Raw genomic sequence first — 17,621 nt, forward strand, 5'->3', positions numbered from 1 at the left:
CCCCTACTTTTAGCATCATGGTACGTCCAAAATTTTAAAAGATAAATCTTACCGCCTTAAAGGCGGTGGTTTTAACCTTACTTCGGACTAATAAATCGATGCCGCCAGACTCAGTCTGCCTTGATCAGCGTGCCAACCCCTTCATCGGTCAATATCTCCAGCAACAATGCGTGTTGCACACGTCCATCGATGATATGACAGGATTTAACGCCATGCTTGACTGCATTCAGAGCTGAATCTATCTTGGGCAGCATCCCACCGGAAATCGTCCCGTCCGCGAACAGCTCATCCACTCGTTTGGCTGTCAAACCGGTCAACAAACGGCCATCCTTGTCCAGCACACCCGGTGTATTGGTCAGCAATATCAGCTTTTCCGCATTGAGTGTTTCGGCCAGCTTCCCGGCCACAATATCGGCATTGATATTATATGATTGGCCATCCTCACCCACACCGATCGGTGCGATCACAGGAATGAAATCACGGCTATCAAGCAGCGCAATCAGTGAAGGATCAATCTGCTCGATCTCGCCGACCTGGCCGATGTTAATCCATTCCCCCGCCTTTTCCTTATCCTGCATCAACATCCTTTTGGCCCGGATAAACATCCCGTCCTTGCCGGTCAAACCGACAGCCTGCCCACCATGCCGGTTAATCAGATTGACAATCTCCTTGTTGACCAGCCCGCCGAGCACCATCTCGACCACGTCCATGGTTTCGGCATCCGTCACTCGCATTCCTTGGATGAACACGCCTTCCTTGCCGACCCGCTTCAGCATGTGATCGATCTGTGGCCCGCCACCATGGATAATGACCGGATTCATCCCGACCAGTTTCAGTAGCACGACATCGCTGGCAAAGCTATGCTTGAGCGTTTCCTCGATCATCGCATTGCCACCATACTTGATGACAATAGTCTTGTCGTGAAAACGGCGTATGTAAGGCAACGCTTCAGCCAGTATCCTGGCTTTTTCCTCGGCGGTAGATGGCGATAACATAGTTCTTGAAAACTTGAGAAGTTAAATGAATTTTACTGGATGCGGTTTCAACTGTTATTGGGAGTAAGGGCGCGCCTGGATGGATCCATTCTTGGCCAGGCGCGCATTCTAGGATGAAACATCAAGGATGTAAATATCAGGGAAACGATCCTTCCGATTACTTGGCAATCTGCAAGAAAGACTCGAGTTGCAATAGAATAGACGGATTCAACATATGCCAAGTTCGGCCTTGCCGATCATCATACACGCCCGACACAAAAGACCGCGTATCGTGATGGTCAGACTGGCAGGCAAACTCTGATAAATTTCTGAAGCCCAGCATACTGTCAGCCAGTATGGCACAATTCACTCCCGAATGAGGCGCCATCAGAAGTACGCGCGTCTTCGCCCCGACCAGACTGGCATTCCCGCCCATATATTGCGCAAGATCACATAACGCATAAAATCCGGACCGAACCCGTATGATCCCCCTGAACCACGGCTGTGTCCAATAGACAGCAACGATTCTGGGGACCGGCAATACCTCACCAAGGTCTCGCAGGGAAATCAGCCAACGCTCCCCACCGATCATAGCCCCCAAGACCGGAAGTGCCGCTGGCATCCTTTCAGCCTGATCTGTTGGCGGCTCGGTTTCAAACGATGCTCCGGGTAGTCCGCTATATTCAATCGTCATGGAAATCGTACGACATGCTGTAACGCGAATGGTAACGCAAGTTTTTAAACCTGCAGAGCAAGACCGCCACAACCCAGCATGGTTACTGCCTAGGAGGCTGTCCGAGAATAGCGATCGTAGTGAGAGCGAGGCTGATTGAGCAGGATTTTTCGATTATTTGAGGCGAATAGTGGTTCTATTCAACGAAAAGGATCAAAAAATTCAGCCTGGCAGGTTCGTCCGCAGTAGATCGCTCTATTCTCGGACAGCCTCCTAGCCGAGTCGTATCAACCTCATGCGCCCAAGCTTACTACAGCCTGCCCATTTCGACATACGGGTTAAAGTCATGTCATCCAGTTTGACAATCTCCCTGCTCTGTGCTGGCAGCGCGAAATATATTGTTCGGCTAGCGGCAATCGCCTACCATAATCACACTTGGGATCGATGGTTCTTGTCACCCACCAATGTGGCATGAGTGATAACACGATACACCTATTGTATCCGATCTGCCTGCCCCATAAACAAACAAGGATTCAGTCTTGGTAGAAGTTAATCCAGTGTAGACTATATATGCGGTATGTTTGTCGCACTAAACCAGCTTTAATAATGGATACGCTTGGATATCTTAAAACCTCGGCTGGACACTTATTTTGACTCCCTATTCTTTTTGTATGTTTAAATTTCTATGAATAATCATTCTATTAGTTTATTGTCGTTGTGGATATTCATGCTGCTGTTATCCGGCTGTGTGCCCATGGTTTTAACCGGGGTCGGGGTCGGCGCCGGCACCGGCGCGCTGATGGTAGAAGATCGACGCAGCAGCGGCATCTTTATCGAGGATGAGCGGATTGAGCTCAGAACCAGCCGCAGACTAAATGAGAGTCTAGGTGACAAAATACGCGCCAATGTGACGAGTTACAACCGCAATGTCCTGTTAACCGGCGAGGCAGTTGATGAATCCACGAAGAAAGAAGCTGAAAAGCTGGCCATGAGCGTGGAAAATGTCCAGAATGTTTTCAATGAAATCAGCGTTGCCGAACGAAGTTCATTGGCGTCACGCAGTAATGATGCTTTGATCACGTCGAAGGTCAAAACGCGCTTTCTCAATAACGGTGTCTTTCAAGTCAATCATGTGAAGGTGGTCACGACCAATAATGTGGTCTACCTGTTAGGCCTGGTGACGCGCGAGGAAGCGGATGCGGCAGCCCAGATTGCCAGCACAACCGCCAGCGTGGCGAAAGTGGTCAAGGTTTTTGAATATCTGGATTGAATTTCTGTTGCCTGCCTTTATTATTTTCCTTTTCCCTCATGCTACCCGCCGCATTTATCGAGACACTGCTTGACCATATCCCGGCCGATCGTGCTTTTACCGACCCGGTGGATTGCTACGCGTATGCCTACGACAACAGCAGAAAAATCTTTCCGCCCGAATGTGTCATCTTCCCATTGACCACGGACGAAGTTGTACAAGTGATTCGATTATGCATGCGCTTCAATCTCCCGGTTACACCACGTGGACGCGGAACCGGCACAGCCGGCGGCAGTCTCCCCGAACAGGGTGGCATAGCCCTGTCACTGGAACGCATGACACAAGTTCGGTCGGTGGATGCGGCCAATCGAGTAATGATTGTCGAGCCCGGCGTCCTGAACGAAGCTGTGCAGGCTGCTGCCAAACCCCATGGATTTTTCTGGCCTCCCGATCCATCCAGCGCCGGCTATTCAAGCGTGGGTGGCAATCTTGCGACTTCCGCCGGTGGCCCGCACGCAGTGAAATATGGCACGACTCGTGATCACGTTCTGGGTGTGACCGCGGTTACCGGCACAGGAGAGATTATCCAGACCGGTTGCTATACCACCAAGGGCGTGGTTGGGTACGACCTCACCCGCCTGCTCATTGGTTCCGAAGGCACGCTGGCCGTAATTACTGAAGCCACACTCAAACTTACTCCATTACCTGCGGCCAAAGGCGGATTGACAGCCCATTATCGGGATCCCGCCAGTTGTGCCCAAGCCATCGTCGCGATCATGCAGGCATCTCGGGGGCCCAGCGCCTTGGAGTTCCTGGATGCCGGCTCACTGGATCTTATCCGCAGCAAGCATCCTGAGATGCTCCCTGCCGATTCATCTGCCATGCTGATGATAGAAGTGGATGGCAGTGAGCATGAAATAGCAGAAACGGTAACCAATTTACTTGCCGCGTGCCAGAATCCCGGGTTACTGCACGCAGCAGCCACCCAAAATCTGGACGACTTATGGCAGGCCAGAAAGCAGCTCTCACCCCTCCTGCGCGACATTGCCCCCAAGAAAATCAACGAAGATATCGTTGTACCGGTAGACAAGATCCCGGTCTTACTGGCCGGGTTGAGCAGATTGAGTCAGCAATATGCGCTTGCCAATGTCAATTTCGGGCATGCCGGTAACGGAAATATCCATGTCAACTTACTCGTGGATCCCGATATTGACAGCGAACGGGCGGAGAAATGCCTTAATGATATTTTCGATTTGGTGATCAGTTTGAATGGCACGCTCTCGGGGGAGCATGGGATAGGCTCCGAGAAAAGAGCCTATATCGAGAAAGAAATCAGCACGGCCACGCTCGCGATAATGAAAGGGATCAAACAAGTGTTTGATCCCAACCATATTCTGAACCCAGGCAAGCTTTTCCCCTAGGAGGCTGTCCGAGGATAGCCTCCTAGGGGGTATAGGTTACTGGCCTGGGGCAGCAACCTGCCGTCCTCAATCCAGTACTTAATTTCAGATATAGAAGTAATGATCGACCAGTAATGCGGTGAACAACAGTGCCAAATACAATATGGAAAAGCGAAAGGCAGCCCGTGCAATCTGGTCGCTGTAATGCAGGTATATCTTAATCGCGTAGTACAGGAATATGGCATCGAGAATCAATACACTGACCAGATAAATCAGTCCGCTCATCTGTGTCAGATAAGGCAATACCGTTACAACGCATAATATGATCGTATATAGCAAGACATGCAGGCGGGTGAATGCATCACCATGCGTAACCGGCAGCATAGGCATGCCGATTTTGGCGTAATCCGATTTGCGGTACAGTGCCAGCGCCCAAAAGTGTGGAGGCGTCCAGGCAAAAATGATAAGAAATAACAGCAATGCATCCGCCGATATTTCTCCCGTGACGGCTGCCCATCCCAGAACCGGTGGCATGGCGCCTGATGCGCCACCAATCACGATATTCTGCGGTGTCAGTGGTTTCAGTATGAGTGTATAAATAATCGCATAGCCGACGAATGTGCCCAGTGTCAGCCACATCGTCAGCGGATTGACCCACTGATGGAGCATAAACAGGCCCAATCCGCCCACCAGAATCAAAAAGAATAACGTCTCGGGGACACTCACTTTCCCTTGTGGCAAGGGTCTTCCCTGGGTACGCGCCATGATGGCATCATATTTATATTCGACCAGGCAGTTCAAAGCCGCTGCCGCACCGGCTACCAGTGAAATACCAATGGTGCCCAAAATCAGGATATCCAACGGCACAGCACCAGGCACGGACAAAAGCATGCCGATAACTGCGGTAAATACGATCAATGATACGACACGAGGCTTGGTCAGCCGGTAAAATTGCTGTACGCGTTCAGATGCTTGTTGCCATGACAAAGAATAAGATGCCATCACACACTCCTTACTTGAATCATTCTAAAAACAGGACAAAGAAATGTTTTATTCATGATTTTTGAAAATCACGCTCATCATCTCTTGACGAATACCCTTTCAGCAAGAAAATCATTGCTTGAGCCCTTCATGCACACTTTCACAAGATTTACTCAATGTTCCATGTGCGAGAGCTTCAATAACCTTTTAATGTCATCGACCATTTTCTTGGGCTCGGGATCTCTGGGATATCTCATCATCAGATTACCCATGGGATCGATCACATAGATATGATCCAGCTGACTATTGACTGCAGGAAACTCCTCGAGCAGCGTCCGCCCCTTGGCCAGTACCAATCTGGTGCCTTCATATTGATGCATGATCTCGGCATCAGGCTGAATATCGTCATTGATCAACCAGACCCGTTCAACCCTGTCCTTTTCGGTATGCTGGGCCAACCGTACTTGCCTCATCAAGTAGAGTTTCTTTTGACAATGTTCATCGCATTCACCAGAATCAATAGTCAACAGGGCCCACTGTCCCCGCAATTGTCGACTTCTAAAAATAGTGTTATCAGACAAATTTGTGGCAGAGCCTTGAAGGGTTCTGACATCGATCAATTCTCCATAATTGACCGTGCTATCCGGGCGAATGTTGAATGTATGCAGAAAGTAAGATGCTACGACTGGCGACAAAATCACAAGCATTAGCAGGATAAGCTTAAATCTGCTAATTAGAACCTTTTCGTTTGACATTTAATACCAAATAGATAATCAACGTTGCCACAGCCAGGGAAAACCACTGGAAAGCGTAGCCAATATTTTTGGAAGAACCCGAATCCGGCTTTTTCCACTGACGCATCAGTCCGTCTTTTATTTCACTGTCCTGTTGCAGCAACAACAAAGGTTGGAGGGTAAGACCGCTCTGACTCTGATAAAGATCCAGGTCAAAGTTTTGCCACACATTTGCCGTGACCTGTTCATCCGAGAGTGACAAGGCTTTGATCCAGGGCGAATCCACAATACCGGTGATGACAACCTGCTCAGCTGGAGTAACAACCTCAGGCAATATGGATCGGTCACTGCTCCCCGCAATCCAGCCACGGTTAATCATCACATGCATCGGGCTATTCACAAGTTGCAGCGGCGTCAACACGTGATAACCCACAACGCCTTGATGCAATTTGTTATCCAGAAAAATAGTATGCTCGGCGACGAAGTTTCCGCGTACCTCGACCTGCCTATAAAGGTAATCATCCAGTTCGACGCCTGTAGCCGGAATCGAAACAGCTGGCTGTTTTGCATACTGTTCCAATAGCGCAAATTGCGTCTCTTTTTCTTCAGCTCTGGATAGCTGCCATGTTCCCAGTTTTGCAAACAAGATGATTGCCAATATTGTGACCAATGTCAGCGATAATCTTGGTTTGAATTGATATCCCAAATTAATTCCTGATTGACATCACAGATTCTGTGCCTGGCCTTATATACCAGGACTTGATTCTGCCCATAGCCAAATCAAGTCCTGGTTATTGGGAATTGTGGTTATATCCGCTTACAGTAGATAAACAAATATAAACAGACCCAACCAGACAACGTCTACAAAGTGCCAGTACCAAGCCACCCCTTCAAAACCAAAATGGTTCTCGGGCTTGAAATGGCCAGCGGCACATCTAAAGAAAATCACGATCAACATGATCGTACCCACCGTCACATGGAAACCATGAAACCCGGTCAGCATATAAAAGGTCGAACCATAGGCGCCGCTGGTTAATCTGAGGTTCAAATCAGCATAAGCATGGCTGTATTCGTATATCTGGAAGCCCAGGAATGTCACGCCCAGTGCAATGGTGGCAAACAACCACAACTTGAGTGCGCCGCGATCATTTTTCTTCAATGCCCAGTGCGCCAGTGTAATGGTGACACCGGAGCTCAGCAGCAAGAAAGTATTCAATGCGGGAATACCCCATGCACCCATCGGGGTGAATTTGTCTTCAAAACCCGGTCCAGCCGTCGGCCATCCACCTGCAAAATCGGGCCAGAGCAATGTATGCTCATTATCCGCCAACCAAGGTATGGACAGTACTCGCATGTAGAACAATGCGCCGAAGAAAGCGGCAAAGAACATCACTTCAGAGAAAATAAACCAGCTCATTCCCCAGCGGAAGGATTTATCCTCCTGCGCACGATATTTGCCACTTTCGCTTTCGCGTGCCACTTCCCCAAACCAGCCAAACAGCATGTATATCAGTATGGCAAAACCTATTGCCAGCATACCGTATCCCAGCGGGATCTTGTTCATGGTGAAAGCCGCTCCAAAGCCCATGAAAAACAGTGCCGACGACCCAACGATCGGCCATTTTGACGGAGCCGGTACGTAATAATGACCCGTTCCTTGACTCATATAACCCTCCTGAATTGATATTTTATTTAACCTGTTACAAATCTAACTACCAGCAAAATGCACAAAACAAATATCGCGGCACCAATCAGGCCACCAATAATCGCCTGTAACGGCGTTATTCTGGCCGCATCACGTTCCAAATCACCTTGTTTCCGAATACCGATAAAGGAAAAAAAGACTGCCTTGGCTACCTGAAGCACAGATGCTTTTTCCGGCTTGGTCTTATCCGGCGTTGATTGCTTCTCATCATATTTATGCATCGCCCAGTGGCCCTATTATTCCTTCTTCAATGAAAAGAAAGTGTAGGAAATCGTAACTGTGCTGATATCCGTGGGGATTTCCGGATCAATAACAAATTTAACCGGCACTTGCCTGACTTCTCCAGCCTTGAGCTCCTGTTTAGTAAAACAGAAACACTCGAATTTACGCATATAGCGCTCAAGATTTCTGGGCGTATAGCTTGGAATTGCCTGGCCGATCTGATCGCTGTCCGATTCGTTACTGATTTCGTATATCACCTCAACAGACTGGCCGGGATGCATACGAACACTAGACTGCAAAGGCTTGAACTTCCAGGGAAGTCCACGAACGTTGGCATCCAATTGCACATTGATCAGCCTCGATTCATCCACCTTGACAGTTTTGCTCAATGCATCCGGGCGTTGCAGCTCAGTGATGCCTGTCACTTCACAAAACTTCTCGTAAAGTGGCACAAGCGCGTAACCAAAACCAAACATGATTACGCTGAAAATCAATAATCTCTTCAGTAATTCTGTATTGGTATTGGTCACGTCTTGTTTCATCCTTTGAATATCAGTGTTGTGATATAAACGACCACTATCATGAGTAACAGTAGGAATCCAGTACGTAATTTCTTACGCCGCAACTCTTTATCTTTGTCCTCATTCATATTGGTATCCGCTTATTTGATCACAGGTGGTGTTTCAAAGCTGTGATATGGAGCGGGCGAAGGTAAGTGCGTCCATTCCAGGGTTGTTGATCCTTCCCAAGGGTTGTCAGCCGCTTTTTCACCACTGCGTACACACTTGACGATAATGTATACGAAGAGTAACTGAGAAAGCCCGAAACCAAATGCACCGATACTTGAAATCATATTGAAATCAGCAAATTGCAGCGCATAATCAGGGATACGGCGAGGCATGCCTGCCAGCCCCAAGAAATGTTGCACGAAGAAGGTTACATTGAAGAAAATCATCGATAGCCAGAAGTGCCATTGACCGAGTTTTTCATCATACATACGGCCGGTCCATTTCGGCAGCCAGTAATAGGCACCCGCAAACAAGGCAAACAACGCACCGGATACCAATACATAGTGGAAATGTGCGATCACGTAGTAGGTGTCTTGTACTTGAATATCGATTGGCACGATTGCACAGACGACACCACTGAATCCACCGATGACGAACAGGAAGATAAAACCGATCGAAAACAGCATCGGCACTTCAAAAGTCATTGCGCCTCTCCACATGGTGGCTGTCCAGTTGAATACCTTCACACCAGTCGGCACGGCGATCAACATGGTGGCATACATGAAGAACAATTGGCCGACTGCTGGCATCCCTGCGGTAAACATGTGATGCGCCCAAACGATGCAGGACAGAATCGCGATGGAAGCGGTTGCATAAACCATCGATGAATATCCAAACAGCGGTTTGCGTGAGAACGTAGGAATGATCTCGGAAACGATACCGAAGGCAGGCAGGATCATGATATAGACTTCAGGGTGCCCAAAGAACCAGAAGATATGCTGGAACAGAACGGGATCCCCACCACCGGCAGCGTTAAAGAAGCTGGTGCCGAAATGGCGGTCAGTCAACAACATGGTGACAGTACCTGCCAACACTGGCATGACCAGAACGAGCAAGTAAGCAGTAATCAGCCAGGTCCAGATAAACATTGGCATTTTCATCAATGTCATACCCGGTGCGCGCATATTGAGGATGGTGGTAATGATATTGATTGCACCCATAATGGATGAAGCACCCAGAATATGGATTGCAAAAATCATCATATCCACACCCAAACCACCCTGCGTGGACAGTGGTGGATAGAATGTCCAGCCACCCGCAGCGGCGCCGCCAGGCACAAAGAATGACGTAATCAGCAACAGGCCAGCCACCGGCAGCAGCCAGAAGCTCCAGTTGTTCATACGCGCGAAGGCCATATCCGGCGCGCCGATCATCATGGGCACTTGCCAGTTAGCAAAGCCGACGAAAGCTGGCATGATCGCGCCAAACACCATGATCAAGCCATGCAATGTGGTGAATGAATTGAATAATTCAGGTTCAAGTATCTGGATGCCCGGCATGAAAAGCTCTGCCCGAATACCCATCGCCAGAAAGCCGCCCACGAACAACATGGTCAGACTGAAGCACAGATAAAGCGTACCGATGTCTTTATGGTTCGTCGTAGTGATCCAGCGCATGATGCCGGTGGGGTGGTCATGGGAATGACCATGCACATCTTGTATTACTGCCATTATTTTCTCCTTTAGACTAGCTTTGCTTAATTTCCAGATACATTAATTCTTGGATGGCTGATCTTCAGCTGTCTCAGCAAGTGCGGTATTGACGATTGCTGCAGAAGCTTTTTGCTTTTCGGCAACCCATTGCGAATATTTCTCTTGCTCGACCACCTCTACTACGATAGGCATAAAGCCGTGCTCTTTACCGCAAAGTTCAGCGCATTGTCCACGATATACACCCGGATTATCGGCGGTAAACCATGAATCACGAATGAAGCCCGGGATGGCATCCTGCTTAACGCCCAGGGCAGGCACCCACCAAGCATGAAGCACGTCATTGGCTGTCATCAGAATCCTGATTTTTTTACCTACCGGCACCACAACCCGATTATCCACTTCCAACAGATAATTTTCCCCTTTAGGAGCTTGATTGCGAATTTCATCCTGGGTCGTTGCAAGTTGGCTATAGAAGCTAATCCCTTCCCCTTCCCCCTGCAGATAATCATAGCCCCACATCCATTGGTAGCCTGTAGCCTTGATGGTGATATCGGATTCACTGGTATCTTTCATAGCAATCACAGTCTTGGTAGCCGGCCACGCCATTCCAATCAATATCAAGACAGGAATCGTCGTCCATATAACCTCCACCATCGTGCTGTGATGAAAATTTGCCGCTTTATGGCCAACTGATTTGCGGTGTTTAAGCATGGAATAACCCATCACACCGAAGACCGCAACGAAAATCGCCAGACAAATCCACAGCGCCATAATATGCTGATCATAGATCTGCTGGGCGATGGTGGATTGCGGTTCAGGAAAGTTATATTTACTGGAAACTGCCGCGCCTGAATAAAAAACGAGGACCATAATCCCCGTCAGGACCGCCATCAACTTACTGCTCATATTTAATCCCCCACGTTAATCACTAAATCATTGCTTTAAAATAATTTACTTCTTACCAAAAATCCAAATCAACGACCCTAGGCCGAATCATACTGTTTTTTTCTTATCATCATTGCCATAGCAGCTCAGCTGCAGGCATGACTCTGTGAATGTCTTCGTAAAAGCTTTTTTCCAGCATCTCCAGCCGAATATCCACCTGGGGCATCGTATTAAAATTAAAACGTAGACAGCTGTTTCAGCTTTCGGTTCCAATTTTAGGCCTGAAGATGAACATCCGAATTTTCCAGCCACCCTCTGGCTGAGCAACAATTCAGCCGAAAACAGGCGACAAAATGGGCGCGTCCAAGACACTTTCCCCTGTCGAGAATTCTAGCATCCCGGCACCGAGCTAGCAAGGGAAAATCATGATTTTTATAGGAAAATTACCCTAGTCCTGCCATGGTAATTACCCATTCCAGCCTTCGGATCATGCTTTCCTCAAGTCAAGTCAACACCCCCGCTCGCCCGCTAATCTACACCCGACAACCCTTACATAATTTGATTTAGTTCAACTACTGAATGAAAATATATCCCATACTTCAGTCATGGTTATTATCCGATCGGGCACACTTGACCACCGATACCCAGCAATACAAGAAAATGCATTGCAACTTTCATCTGGCCACGGTAGTCTAGCCAAATACTTATAAAACCAATCAAGAAGGAACAATACATCATGCGATCTCATTTGAAATATGCGACTACGGCGGCCCCAACACTTGATTCGGGTATACGCAATAAAGTCCTGAGGAATACCTATTTGATGCTTGCATTAACCATGATCCCGACCGTCATCGGAGCTGTCATCGGCACAAGCACCAATTTTGCATTTCTGGCCCAGTCCCCCATTGTGGGTTCCCTGGTCATGCTTGCCTTAATGATAGGATTGATGTTCGGTGTCAGCGCGACCCGCAACAGCATCTGGGGCATTGTGCTTCTGTTTCTGTTCACATTTGTAGCAGGCTGGTGGCTCGGCCCCATGCTTCAATACGCATTGAATTTCAAAAATGGCTCACAATTGATTGGGCTGGCAGCCGCTGGTACGGGTGCCATCTTTTTCACATTGGCAGGCATCGCTACTGTCACACGCAAGGATTTCGGCTTCATGCGCAACTTCTTGCTGGTCGGGCTGGTACTGATAATTCTGGCTTCCTTAGCCAACTTATTCTTTGCCATACCGGCAGTCTCGCTTGCCATATCGGCCGCCGCAGTCCTGATATTCTCCGGTTTTATTCTGTTTGATGTCAGCCGCATCGTAAACGGTGGGGAAACCAATTACGTCATGGCCACGCTTGGCATTTATTTGAGCATCTATAACCTGTTTATCAGCCTGCTGCAGCTGCTGCTCGCGTTTTCCGGCGAAAGAGACTAAGCATCTGATCGACTGAAATTGAATACATCCACACTCAAAGCACTCGAATTACCTATTGAGGGGATGACCTGCGCTGCATGCGCCGCACGAATTGAGAAAAATCTTAAAAAACTACCTGGTGTCGTGCATGCAGCCGTGAATTTCGCCAATGAAAAAGCACTCGTTGAGTTCGACGATGGCATTGCGCATCCCGAGGATTTGATTCAATCGATTGAGAAAGCCGGTTTCCAGGTCGCAGCACGAACCGTGCAATTGCAAGTTACCGGCATGACATGCGCCGCCTGTGCGGACCGCATCGAAAAAGCGCTGAATAACATTCCCGGTGTCAACGCAACCTTGAATCCCGCCAACGAAATCGCCCGCGTCAGCTTTAATCCAGCCATCACCCGGGTAGAGGATTTGATTGCGGCTGTCAGCAAAACCGGTTATGGCGCCAGCGAAATCAGTGACAGCAGCCGTAGCGAGGAAAAAGCTCGCCGGCTGGCGGCCTATCACAAGGAGTTGCGCCTATTCTGGATTTCAGCGGCCCTCGTATCGCCATTCATGCTGGAAATGGGCATGATGCTGACCGGTGATCATGCTGTTTTTCTGCCACGCTGGCTGCAATGGCTGCTGGCCACGCCCATACAGTTCTGGGCGGGCAAACGCTTTTATATCGGCGCCTGGCACGCGCTGCGGGGCGGTGGCGCGAATATGGATGTGCTGGTGGCATTGGGGACAAGCATGGCCTATTTTTTCAGTGCCATCGTGACCGCTTTCCAGTTGGATCAGCACATCTATTTTGAAGCCAGTGCGATGATCATCACGCTGGTATTACTCGGCAAGTTAATGGAAGCTCGCGCCAAAAGGAAAACCTCCGCCGCGATCGAGTCACTGATCAAGCTGCAACCCAAAACGGCCAGAATCGAACGTAACGGAGAAATGATCGAAGTTGATGTCAACTCGATAGTACCCGGCGATATTTTTCTCGTTCGGCCTGGCGAAACACTCCCGGTTGATGGCGTTGTGACCGAAGGCAAGTCCAGCGTCAATGAAGCAATGCTGACCGGCGAGAGCTTGCCCGTCACGAAGCAAGCAGGCGAAAAAGTCTATGCCGCCACGCAAAACCAGCAAGGTTTACTCAAGTGCCGCGCCACCGGTGTCGGCGCAAACACACAATTGGCTGCGATTATCCGGCTCGTGGAAAGCGCCCAGGGCTCCAAGGCCCCCATACAGCGCATGGCGGATACCATTTCCGGTATTTTTGTGCCGATAGTGGTCGGCATCAGCGTTGTAACGCTGGGACTGAGCTGGTGGTGGACCGGTCATTTTGTCATGGCCCTGATCAATGCAGTGGCCGTCCTCGTCATCGCTTGTCCTTGCGCCCTGGGTCTGGCAACACCGACCGCAATCATGGTAGGCACTGGACGAGGCGCACAAGAAGGCGTGCTGGTTAAGAATGCCGCAGCACTGGAACTGGCCGAGAAAATCCAGGTGCTGATCGTCGACAAAACCGGCACCCTCACCGAAGGCAGACCGGTCGTCACCGATATTGTCACGAATGAATCCCTTGATGCACAATCCTTGCTGCAAATCGCTGCATCGCTGGAACAGGGCTCGGAACATCCACTTGCCAAAGCGATATTGCAGCACGCCGCAGCGCGGGACATCCAGCTGCTTGCGATCAGCGATTTCATGTCGGTTACGGGCAGCGGTATCACCGCCAGTATCCGGGATACAGCCTACCTGCTGGGTTCGCCCAGATATCTGGCTGAGCAGGGTGCCGCTCTTGACACATCCCGCATCGCTGCACTGCAGGCAGAAGGTAAAACCGTGATTGGCGTCGCAGCCCAGGTGAATACTACGCTACAAGTACTGGGTTATTTCGCTATCGCCGATCCGTTACGCTTCACCTCTATCAAAGCGGTTAAACGATTGCAACAAATGGGCATAGAAGTAATGATGCTGACCGGTGACAACCCAATGACGGCCGAAGCAGTTGCCAGACAGGCTGGGATTGAAACCTTCCAGGCCGAAGTTTTGCCAGCCACCAAAGCGGCTGAGGTCGAGAAAATCAAGACCAGCGGGCGTTTTGTGGGTATGGTTGGCGATGGCATCAATGATGCACCCGCACTTGCCACCGCCAATGTCAGTTTTGCCATTGGCGCCGGCTCCGATGTCGCCATCGAAGCAGCCGATATCACATTGATGCGGAACGATCTAATGAGTGTCGCTGATGCCATTTCGCTGTCGCGCACAACGCTGCGTAAAATTCGCCAAAATCTGTTTTTTGCTTTTTTCTATAATTCGCTGGGCATACCCTTGGCAGCGATTGGCATGCTGAATCCCATCATCGCCGGGGCAGCCATGGCAATGAGCTCGATATCGGTTGTCAGCAACTCGCTGTTACTGAAACGTTGGCAGGCGGGCAGATAACACTTGGTTATCGCCCGCCTTCATCAGGAGAAAATTAAATGTCGACATCTGTTATTCCTATCAAAGGCATGTCTTGCATGGGATGTGTCAACAGCATCAAGTCTGTACTGGAAAAAATTCCGGGCGTCACCAGCGTCGAAGTCTCTCTCGACCAGGCACAAGCCACTATTCATCATGAATCATCCCTCAGTGACCATAATGTATTCAGGCAAGCGATAGAAGAAGCTGGTTTTGAGGTTACCGAATAATAAACAACCCGCTTTTCCTCCAAAGCATCTTTCAGCCAATGGCCAGTGTGTATGCCATGCCACACGCTCTGACCATTGGCTGGCAGCTATTTATCAATCACCTCCTGCAGAGCCTTTAGGCATGAACAATCCGGGTTAGATCCTGTATCATCCCGCTTTTAATCAAATCAGTTTTCATGAAAACCGTCTTTCTAGATTTTGAAAAAGGTATAGAGGAGTTTGAAGCAAAAATCGAACAGCTTCGCTATGCACAAGATAACTCCGCACTGGATATCTCCGCAGAAATCTCGCGCTTGCAAGCAAAAAGCCAGGGACTGACGAAAAGTGTCTACGCCAAGCTGACACCTTGGCAAATTTCACAAGTCGCGCGCCATCCTCAACGCCCCTACACGCTCGATTATATTCAGCACCTGTTTACCGATTTTGAAGAACTGCATGGCGACCGGAATTTTGCGGATGACCCGGCTATTGTCGGAGGACTGGCGCATTTCTGTGGCCAAACGGTCATGGTGATCGGTCACCAGAAAGGGCGGGACACGAAAGAAAAAATTTACCGCAATTTCGGCATGCCTAAGCCCGAAGGCTACCGCAAAGCACTCCGCTTGATGAGGCTTGCCGAAAAATTCTCCATTCCGCTGATCACCTTCATCGATACCCCCGGCGCTTACCCAGGAATCGATGCCGAAGAACGCGGCCAGTCTGAAGCCATTGGCAAGAACCTGTATGTGATGGCGGAGCTGAAAATTCCCATTATCTGCGTCATCATCGGGGAAGGCGGATCGGGCGGCGCCTTGGCCATCGCCGTGGGCGATACCAGCCTGATGCTGCAGTATTCGACCTATTCGGTCATTTCGCCCGAGGGTTGTGCCTCCATTTTATGGAAAAGCGCGGATAAGGCATCCGATGCAGCCGAAATTCTAGGCATCACGGCCGAGCGCCTCAAGGAAATGGGGCTAATCGACAACATCATCCCCGAACCGATCGGCGGCGCACATCGCGACTATCTCGCTGTCATGCAGTCTATCAAGCAAGCTTTGCAGGAATCCCTGCGCAAACTCCAGGATAACCCACTGGATGGCTTGCTACAGAAGCGTTTCGATCGGCTGATGGGATATGGAAAATTCAAGATCCAACCACCCGAACAGCATAACTGATTACGTTCAGCGCAACCTGCGCACACAGGTTCAGGCTGGCGATCACCTGGTTGTTGCCTTGAGCGGTGGAGTAGACTCGGTCGTACTGCTGGATCTGCTTGCAAAAACTTCACCCCCCATGGGCCTGAAACTGTCAGCCGCACATGTTGCACACGGCATCAGCTCCCATACAGGCCAATGGAGCGCCTTCTGCCAAACCCTATGCGACAGGTTGGGGATACCGCTGACAATACACCGGCTGCAAATCCAGAAACGTCCCCAAGAAAGCCTGGAAGCTGTTGCAAGACAGGCCCGCTACCGAGTTTTTGAACAGATTCAGGCTGACTACATCGCGCTCGCGCAACATCAGGACGATCAGGTCGAAACCTTGTTGCTCCAATTGCTGCGCGGTGCAGGCGTCAAAGGACTGAGTGCCATGCCCCGCATTCGGCCGCTCAAGCCAGGCGCGTCGACCAGACTGCTACGCCCCCTGCTCGACATTTCACGCACCGCTATTCTGCATTACGCCAGACAGCAGAATTTAGAATGGATCACCGATGAAAGCAACAGCAATATACGCTTCGATCGCAATTTTCTGCGCCACCGCATTCTGCCGCTGCTGGAACAACGCTACCCTGCCTACCGCAAAACAATCACCCGAGCCAGCCAGCATCTTGGGGAAGCGTTTCATTTGCTTGATGAGCTCGCCCAAGTCGATGCCCAGACGGTCATCCGCGCCGACAAAATCCAGTTGGCTGGATTACGCGGCCTAAGCCCTGCCCGCGCCAAAAACTTACTGCGCTATCTGCTGGCGCAACGTATGGTCAGCTTGCCGAGCACGGCCAAGCTCGAGGAAATTCTACGCCAGCTATATGGCGCGCAACCTGATACACAGCTGCGCTTTATGGTTGATACACTGGAAATCCGCTGCTATCGCAGACAGGTCGAATTTCTGTGCACCCAATCGGCATCCTCCCCCATCACGCCTGTCACCTGGCGAGGCGAGCAATGGTTGCACCTTTCTGTGCCACACAACAAACTCGAATTCACCTATCAAAACGCTACAGGCATCGACCCAGGGAAACTGGCCCAACAGACTGTTACTATACGCTCAAGGACAGGAGGAGAACGTTTCCAACCCGATTGCAGGCGGCCGCGCCGCAGCCTGAAAAAAATCCTGCAAGAAGCTGCGCTCCCGCCATGGAAACGCGACATGCTGCCGCTCCTGTTTTGCGGTGAACAGCTTGTCTGGGTAGCAGGAATCGGTGTTGACTGCAGTTTCCAGGCACAACCGGACCAAACCGGATTGGTGGTAACATTGCACACGCATCAAACAACATAGTCTTCAA

General features: G+C 50.0%; 17 protein-coding genes. 7 read left to right on the top strand and 10 right to left on the bottom strand.

Going from position 1 to position 17,621, the window contains the following annotated elements; genetic code table 11:
• Positions 1–110: 110 nt before the first annotated feature.
• Together argB and BLV85_RS07710 are read right to left on the bottom strand one after the other, a co-directional pair.
• Positions 111–995, bottom strand: coding sequence for an acetylglutamate kinase (gene argB / locus BLV85_RS07705; protein WP_090413937.1), 885 nt, complete (start codon positions 993–995; stop codon positions 111–113).
• A 157-nt stretch (positions 996–1,152) separates the two neighbouring features.
• Complete coding sequence (locus tag BLV85_RS07710; protein WP_245725130.1) at positions 1,153–1,596, bottom strand: chemotaxis protein CheW; 444 nt, start codon at positions 1,594–1,596, stop codon at positions 1,153–1,155.
• A gap of 736 nt (positions 1,597–2,332) precedes the next feature.
• Between BLV85_RS07710 and BLV85_RS07715 the strand changes: the two genes are divergently transcribed.
• Positions 2,333–2,917 carry a BON domain-containing protein gene (locus tag BLV85_RS07715; protein ID WP_245725131.1) on the top strand — a complete coding sequence of 195 codons (585 nt, stop codon included), beginning with the start codon at positions 2,333–2,335 and terminating at the stop codon, positions 2,915–2,917.
• A gap of 38 nt (positions 2,918–2,955) precedes the next feature.
• Positions 2,956–4,317, top strand: coding sequence for an FAD-binding oxidoreductase (locus BLV85_RS07720; RefSeq protein ID WP_090414001.1), 1,362 nt, complete (start codon positions 2,956–2,958; stop codon positions 4,315–4,317).
• Positions 4,318–4,401: 84 nt separating this feature from the next.
• On the opposite strand, the gene cyoE is transcribed toward BLV85_RS07720, so the two are convergent.
• From cyoE to coxB, 8 genes are all read right to left on the bottom strand, one after another.
• Positions 4,402–5,298 (bottom strand): heme o synthase, encoded by an 897-nt coding sequence (gene cyoE, locus BLV85_RS07725; RefSeq protein WP_090413942.1) that lies wholly within the window; start codon positions 5,296–5,298, stop codon positions 4,402–4,404.
• Between the two features lie 152 nt (positions 5,299–5,450).
• A complete protein-coding gene (locus BLV85_RS15635; RefSeq protein ID WP_245725132.1) occupies positions 5,451–5,750 on the bottom strand; it encodes a hypothetical protein in 300 nt (99 codons plus the stop codon).
• A 256-nt stretch (positions 5,751–6,006) separates the two neighbouring features.
• Positions 6,007–6,657, bottom strand: a complete 651-nt coding sequence (locus BLV85_RS07735) for an SURF1 family protein (protein ID WP_281245731.1) — start codon at positions 6,655–6,657, stop codon at positions 6,007–6,009.
• Between the two features lie 171 nt (positions 6,658–6,828).
• A complete protein-coding gene (locus BLV85_RS07740) occupies positions 6,829–7,677 on the bottom strand; it encodes a cytochrome c oxidase subunit 3 (RefSeq protein ID WP_090413948.1) in 849 nt (282 codons plus the stop codon).
• Positions 7,678–7,703: 26 nt separating this feature from the next.
• Positions 7,704–7,937, bottom strand: a complete 234-nt coding sequence (locus BLV85_RS07745) for a DUF2970 domain-containing protein (protein WP_090413950.1) — start codon at positions 7,935–7,937, stop codon at positions 7,704–7,706.
• A 15-nt stretch (positions 7,938–7,952) separates the two neighbouring features.
• Entirely contained in the window at positions 7,953–8,480 is a 528-nt protein-coding gene (locus BLV85_RS07750; protein ID WP_090413952.1) for a cytochrome c oxidase assembly protein, read from the bottom strand.
• Positions 8,481–8,599: 119 nt separating this feature from the next.
• Positions 8,600–10,177: a cytochrome c oxidase subunit I gene (gene ctaD, locus BLV85_RS07755; RefSeq protein WP_090413953.1), complete on the bottom strand. Its 1,578-nt coding sequence runs from the start codon at positions 10,175–10,177 to the stop codon at positions 8,600–8,602.
• Positions 10,178–10,219: 42 nt separating this feature from the next.
• Complete coding sequence (gene coxB / locus BLV85_RS07760; protein WP_090413955.1) at positions 10,220–11,065, bottom strand: cytochrome c oxidase subunit II; 846 nt, start codon at positions 11,063–11,065, stop codon at positions 10,220–10,222.
• 715 nt (positions 11,066–11,780) lie between these two features.
• Between coxB and BLV85_RS07765 the strand changes: the two genes are divergently transcribed.
• The 5 genes from BLV85_RS07765 (at position 11,781) to tilS (ending at position 17,614) form a co-directional block, all read left to right on the top strand.
• Positions 11,781–12,476 (top strand): Bax inhibitor-1/YccA family protein, encoded by a 696-nt coding sequence (locus BLV85_RS07765; protein ID WP_090413957.1) that lies wholly within the window; start codon positions 11,781–11,783, stop codon positions 12,474–12,476.
• 18 nt (positions 12,477–12,494) lie between these two features.
• The gene (locus BLV85_RS07770) at positions 12,495–14,891 is read left to right on the top strand and encodes a heavy metal translocating P-type ATPase (RefSeq protein WP_090413959.1); all 2,397 of its coding nucleotides are present in this window, start codon (positions 12,495–12,497) and stop codon (positions 14,889–14,891) included.
• A 38-nt stretch (positions 14,892–14,929) separates the two neighbouring features.
• The gene (locus BLV85_RS07775) at positions 14,930–15,139 is read left to right on the top strand and encodes a heavy-metal-associated domain-containing protein (RefSeq protein ID WP_090413961.1); all 210 of its coding nucleotides are present in this window, start codon (positions 14,930–14,932) and stop codon (positions 15,137–15,139) included.
• A gap of 176 nt (positions 15,140–15,315) precedes the next feature.
• Positions 15,316–16,293: an acetyl-CoA carboxylase carboxyltransferase subunit alpha gene (locus BLV85_RS07780; RefSeq protein WP_090413963.1), complete on the top strand. Its 978-nt coding sequence runs from the start codon at positions 15,316–15,318 to the stop codon at positions 16,291–16,293.
• Entirely contained in the window at positions 16,253–17,614 is a 1,362-nt protein-coding gene (tilS, locus tag BLV85_RS07785) for a tRNA lysidine(34) synthetase TilS (RefSeq protein WP_090413965.1), read from the top strand. The genes BLV85_RS07780 and tilS overlap by 41 nt, the downstream gene beginning before the upstream one ends.
• Positions 17,615–17,621: the final 7 nt, after the last annotated feature.

The sequence above is a fragment of the Nitrosomonas halophila genome (genome assembly GCF_900107165.1).
Classification (GTDB): Bacteria; Pseudomonadota; Gammaproteobacteria; order Burkholderiales; family Nitrosomonadaceae; genus Nitrosomonas; species Nitrosomonas halophila.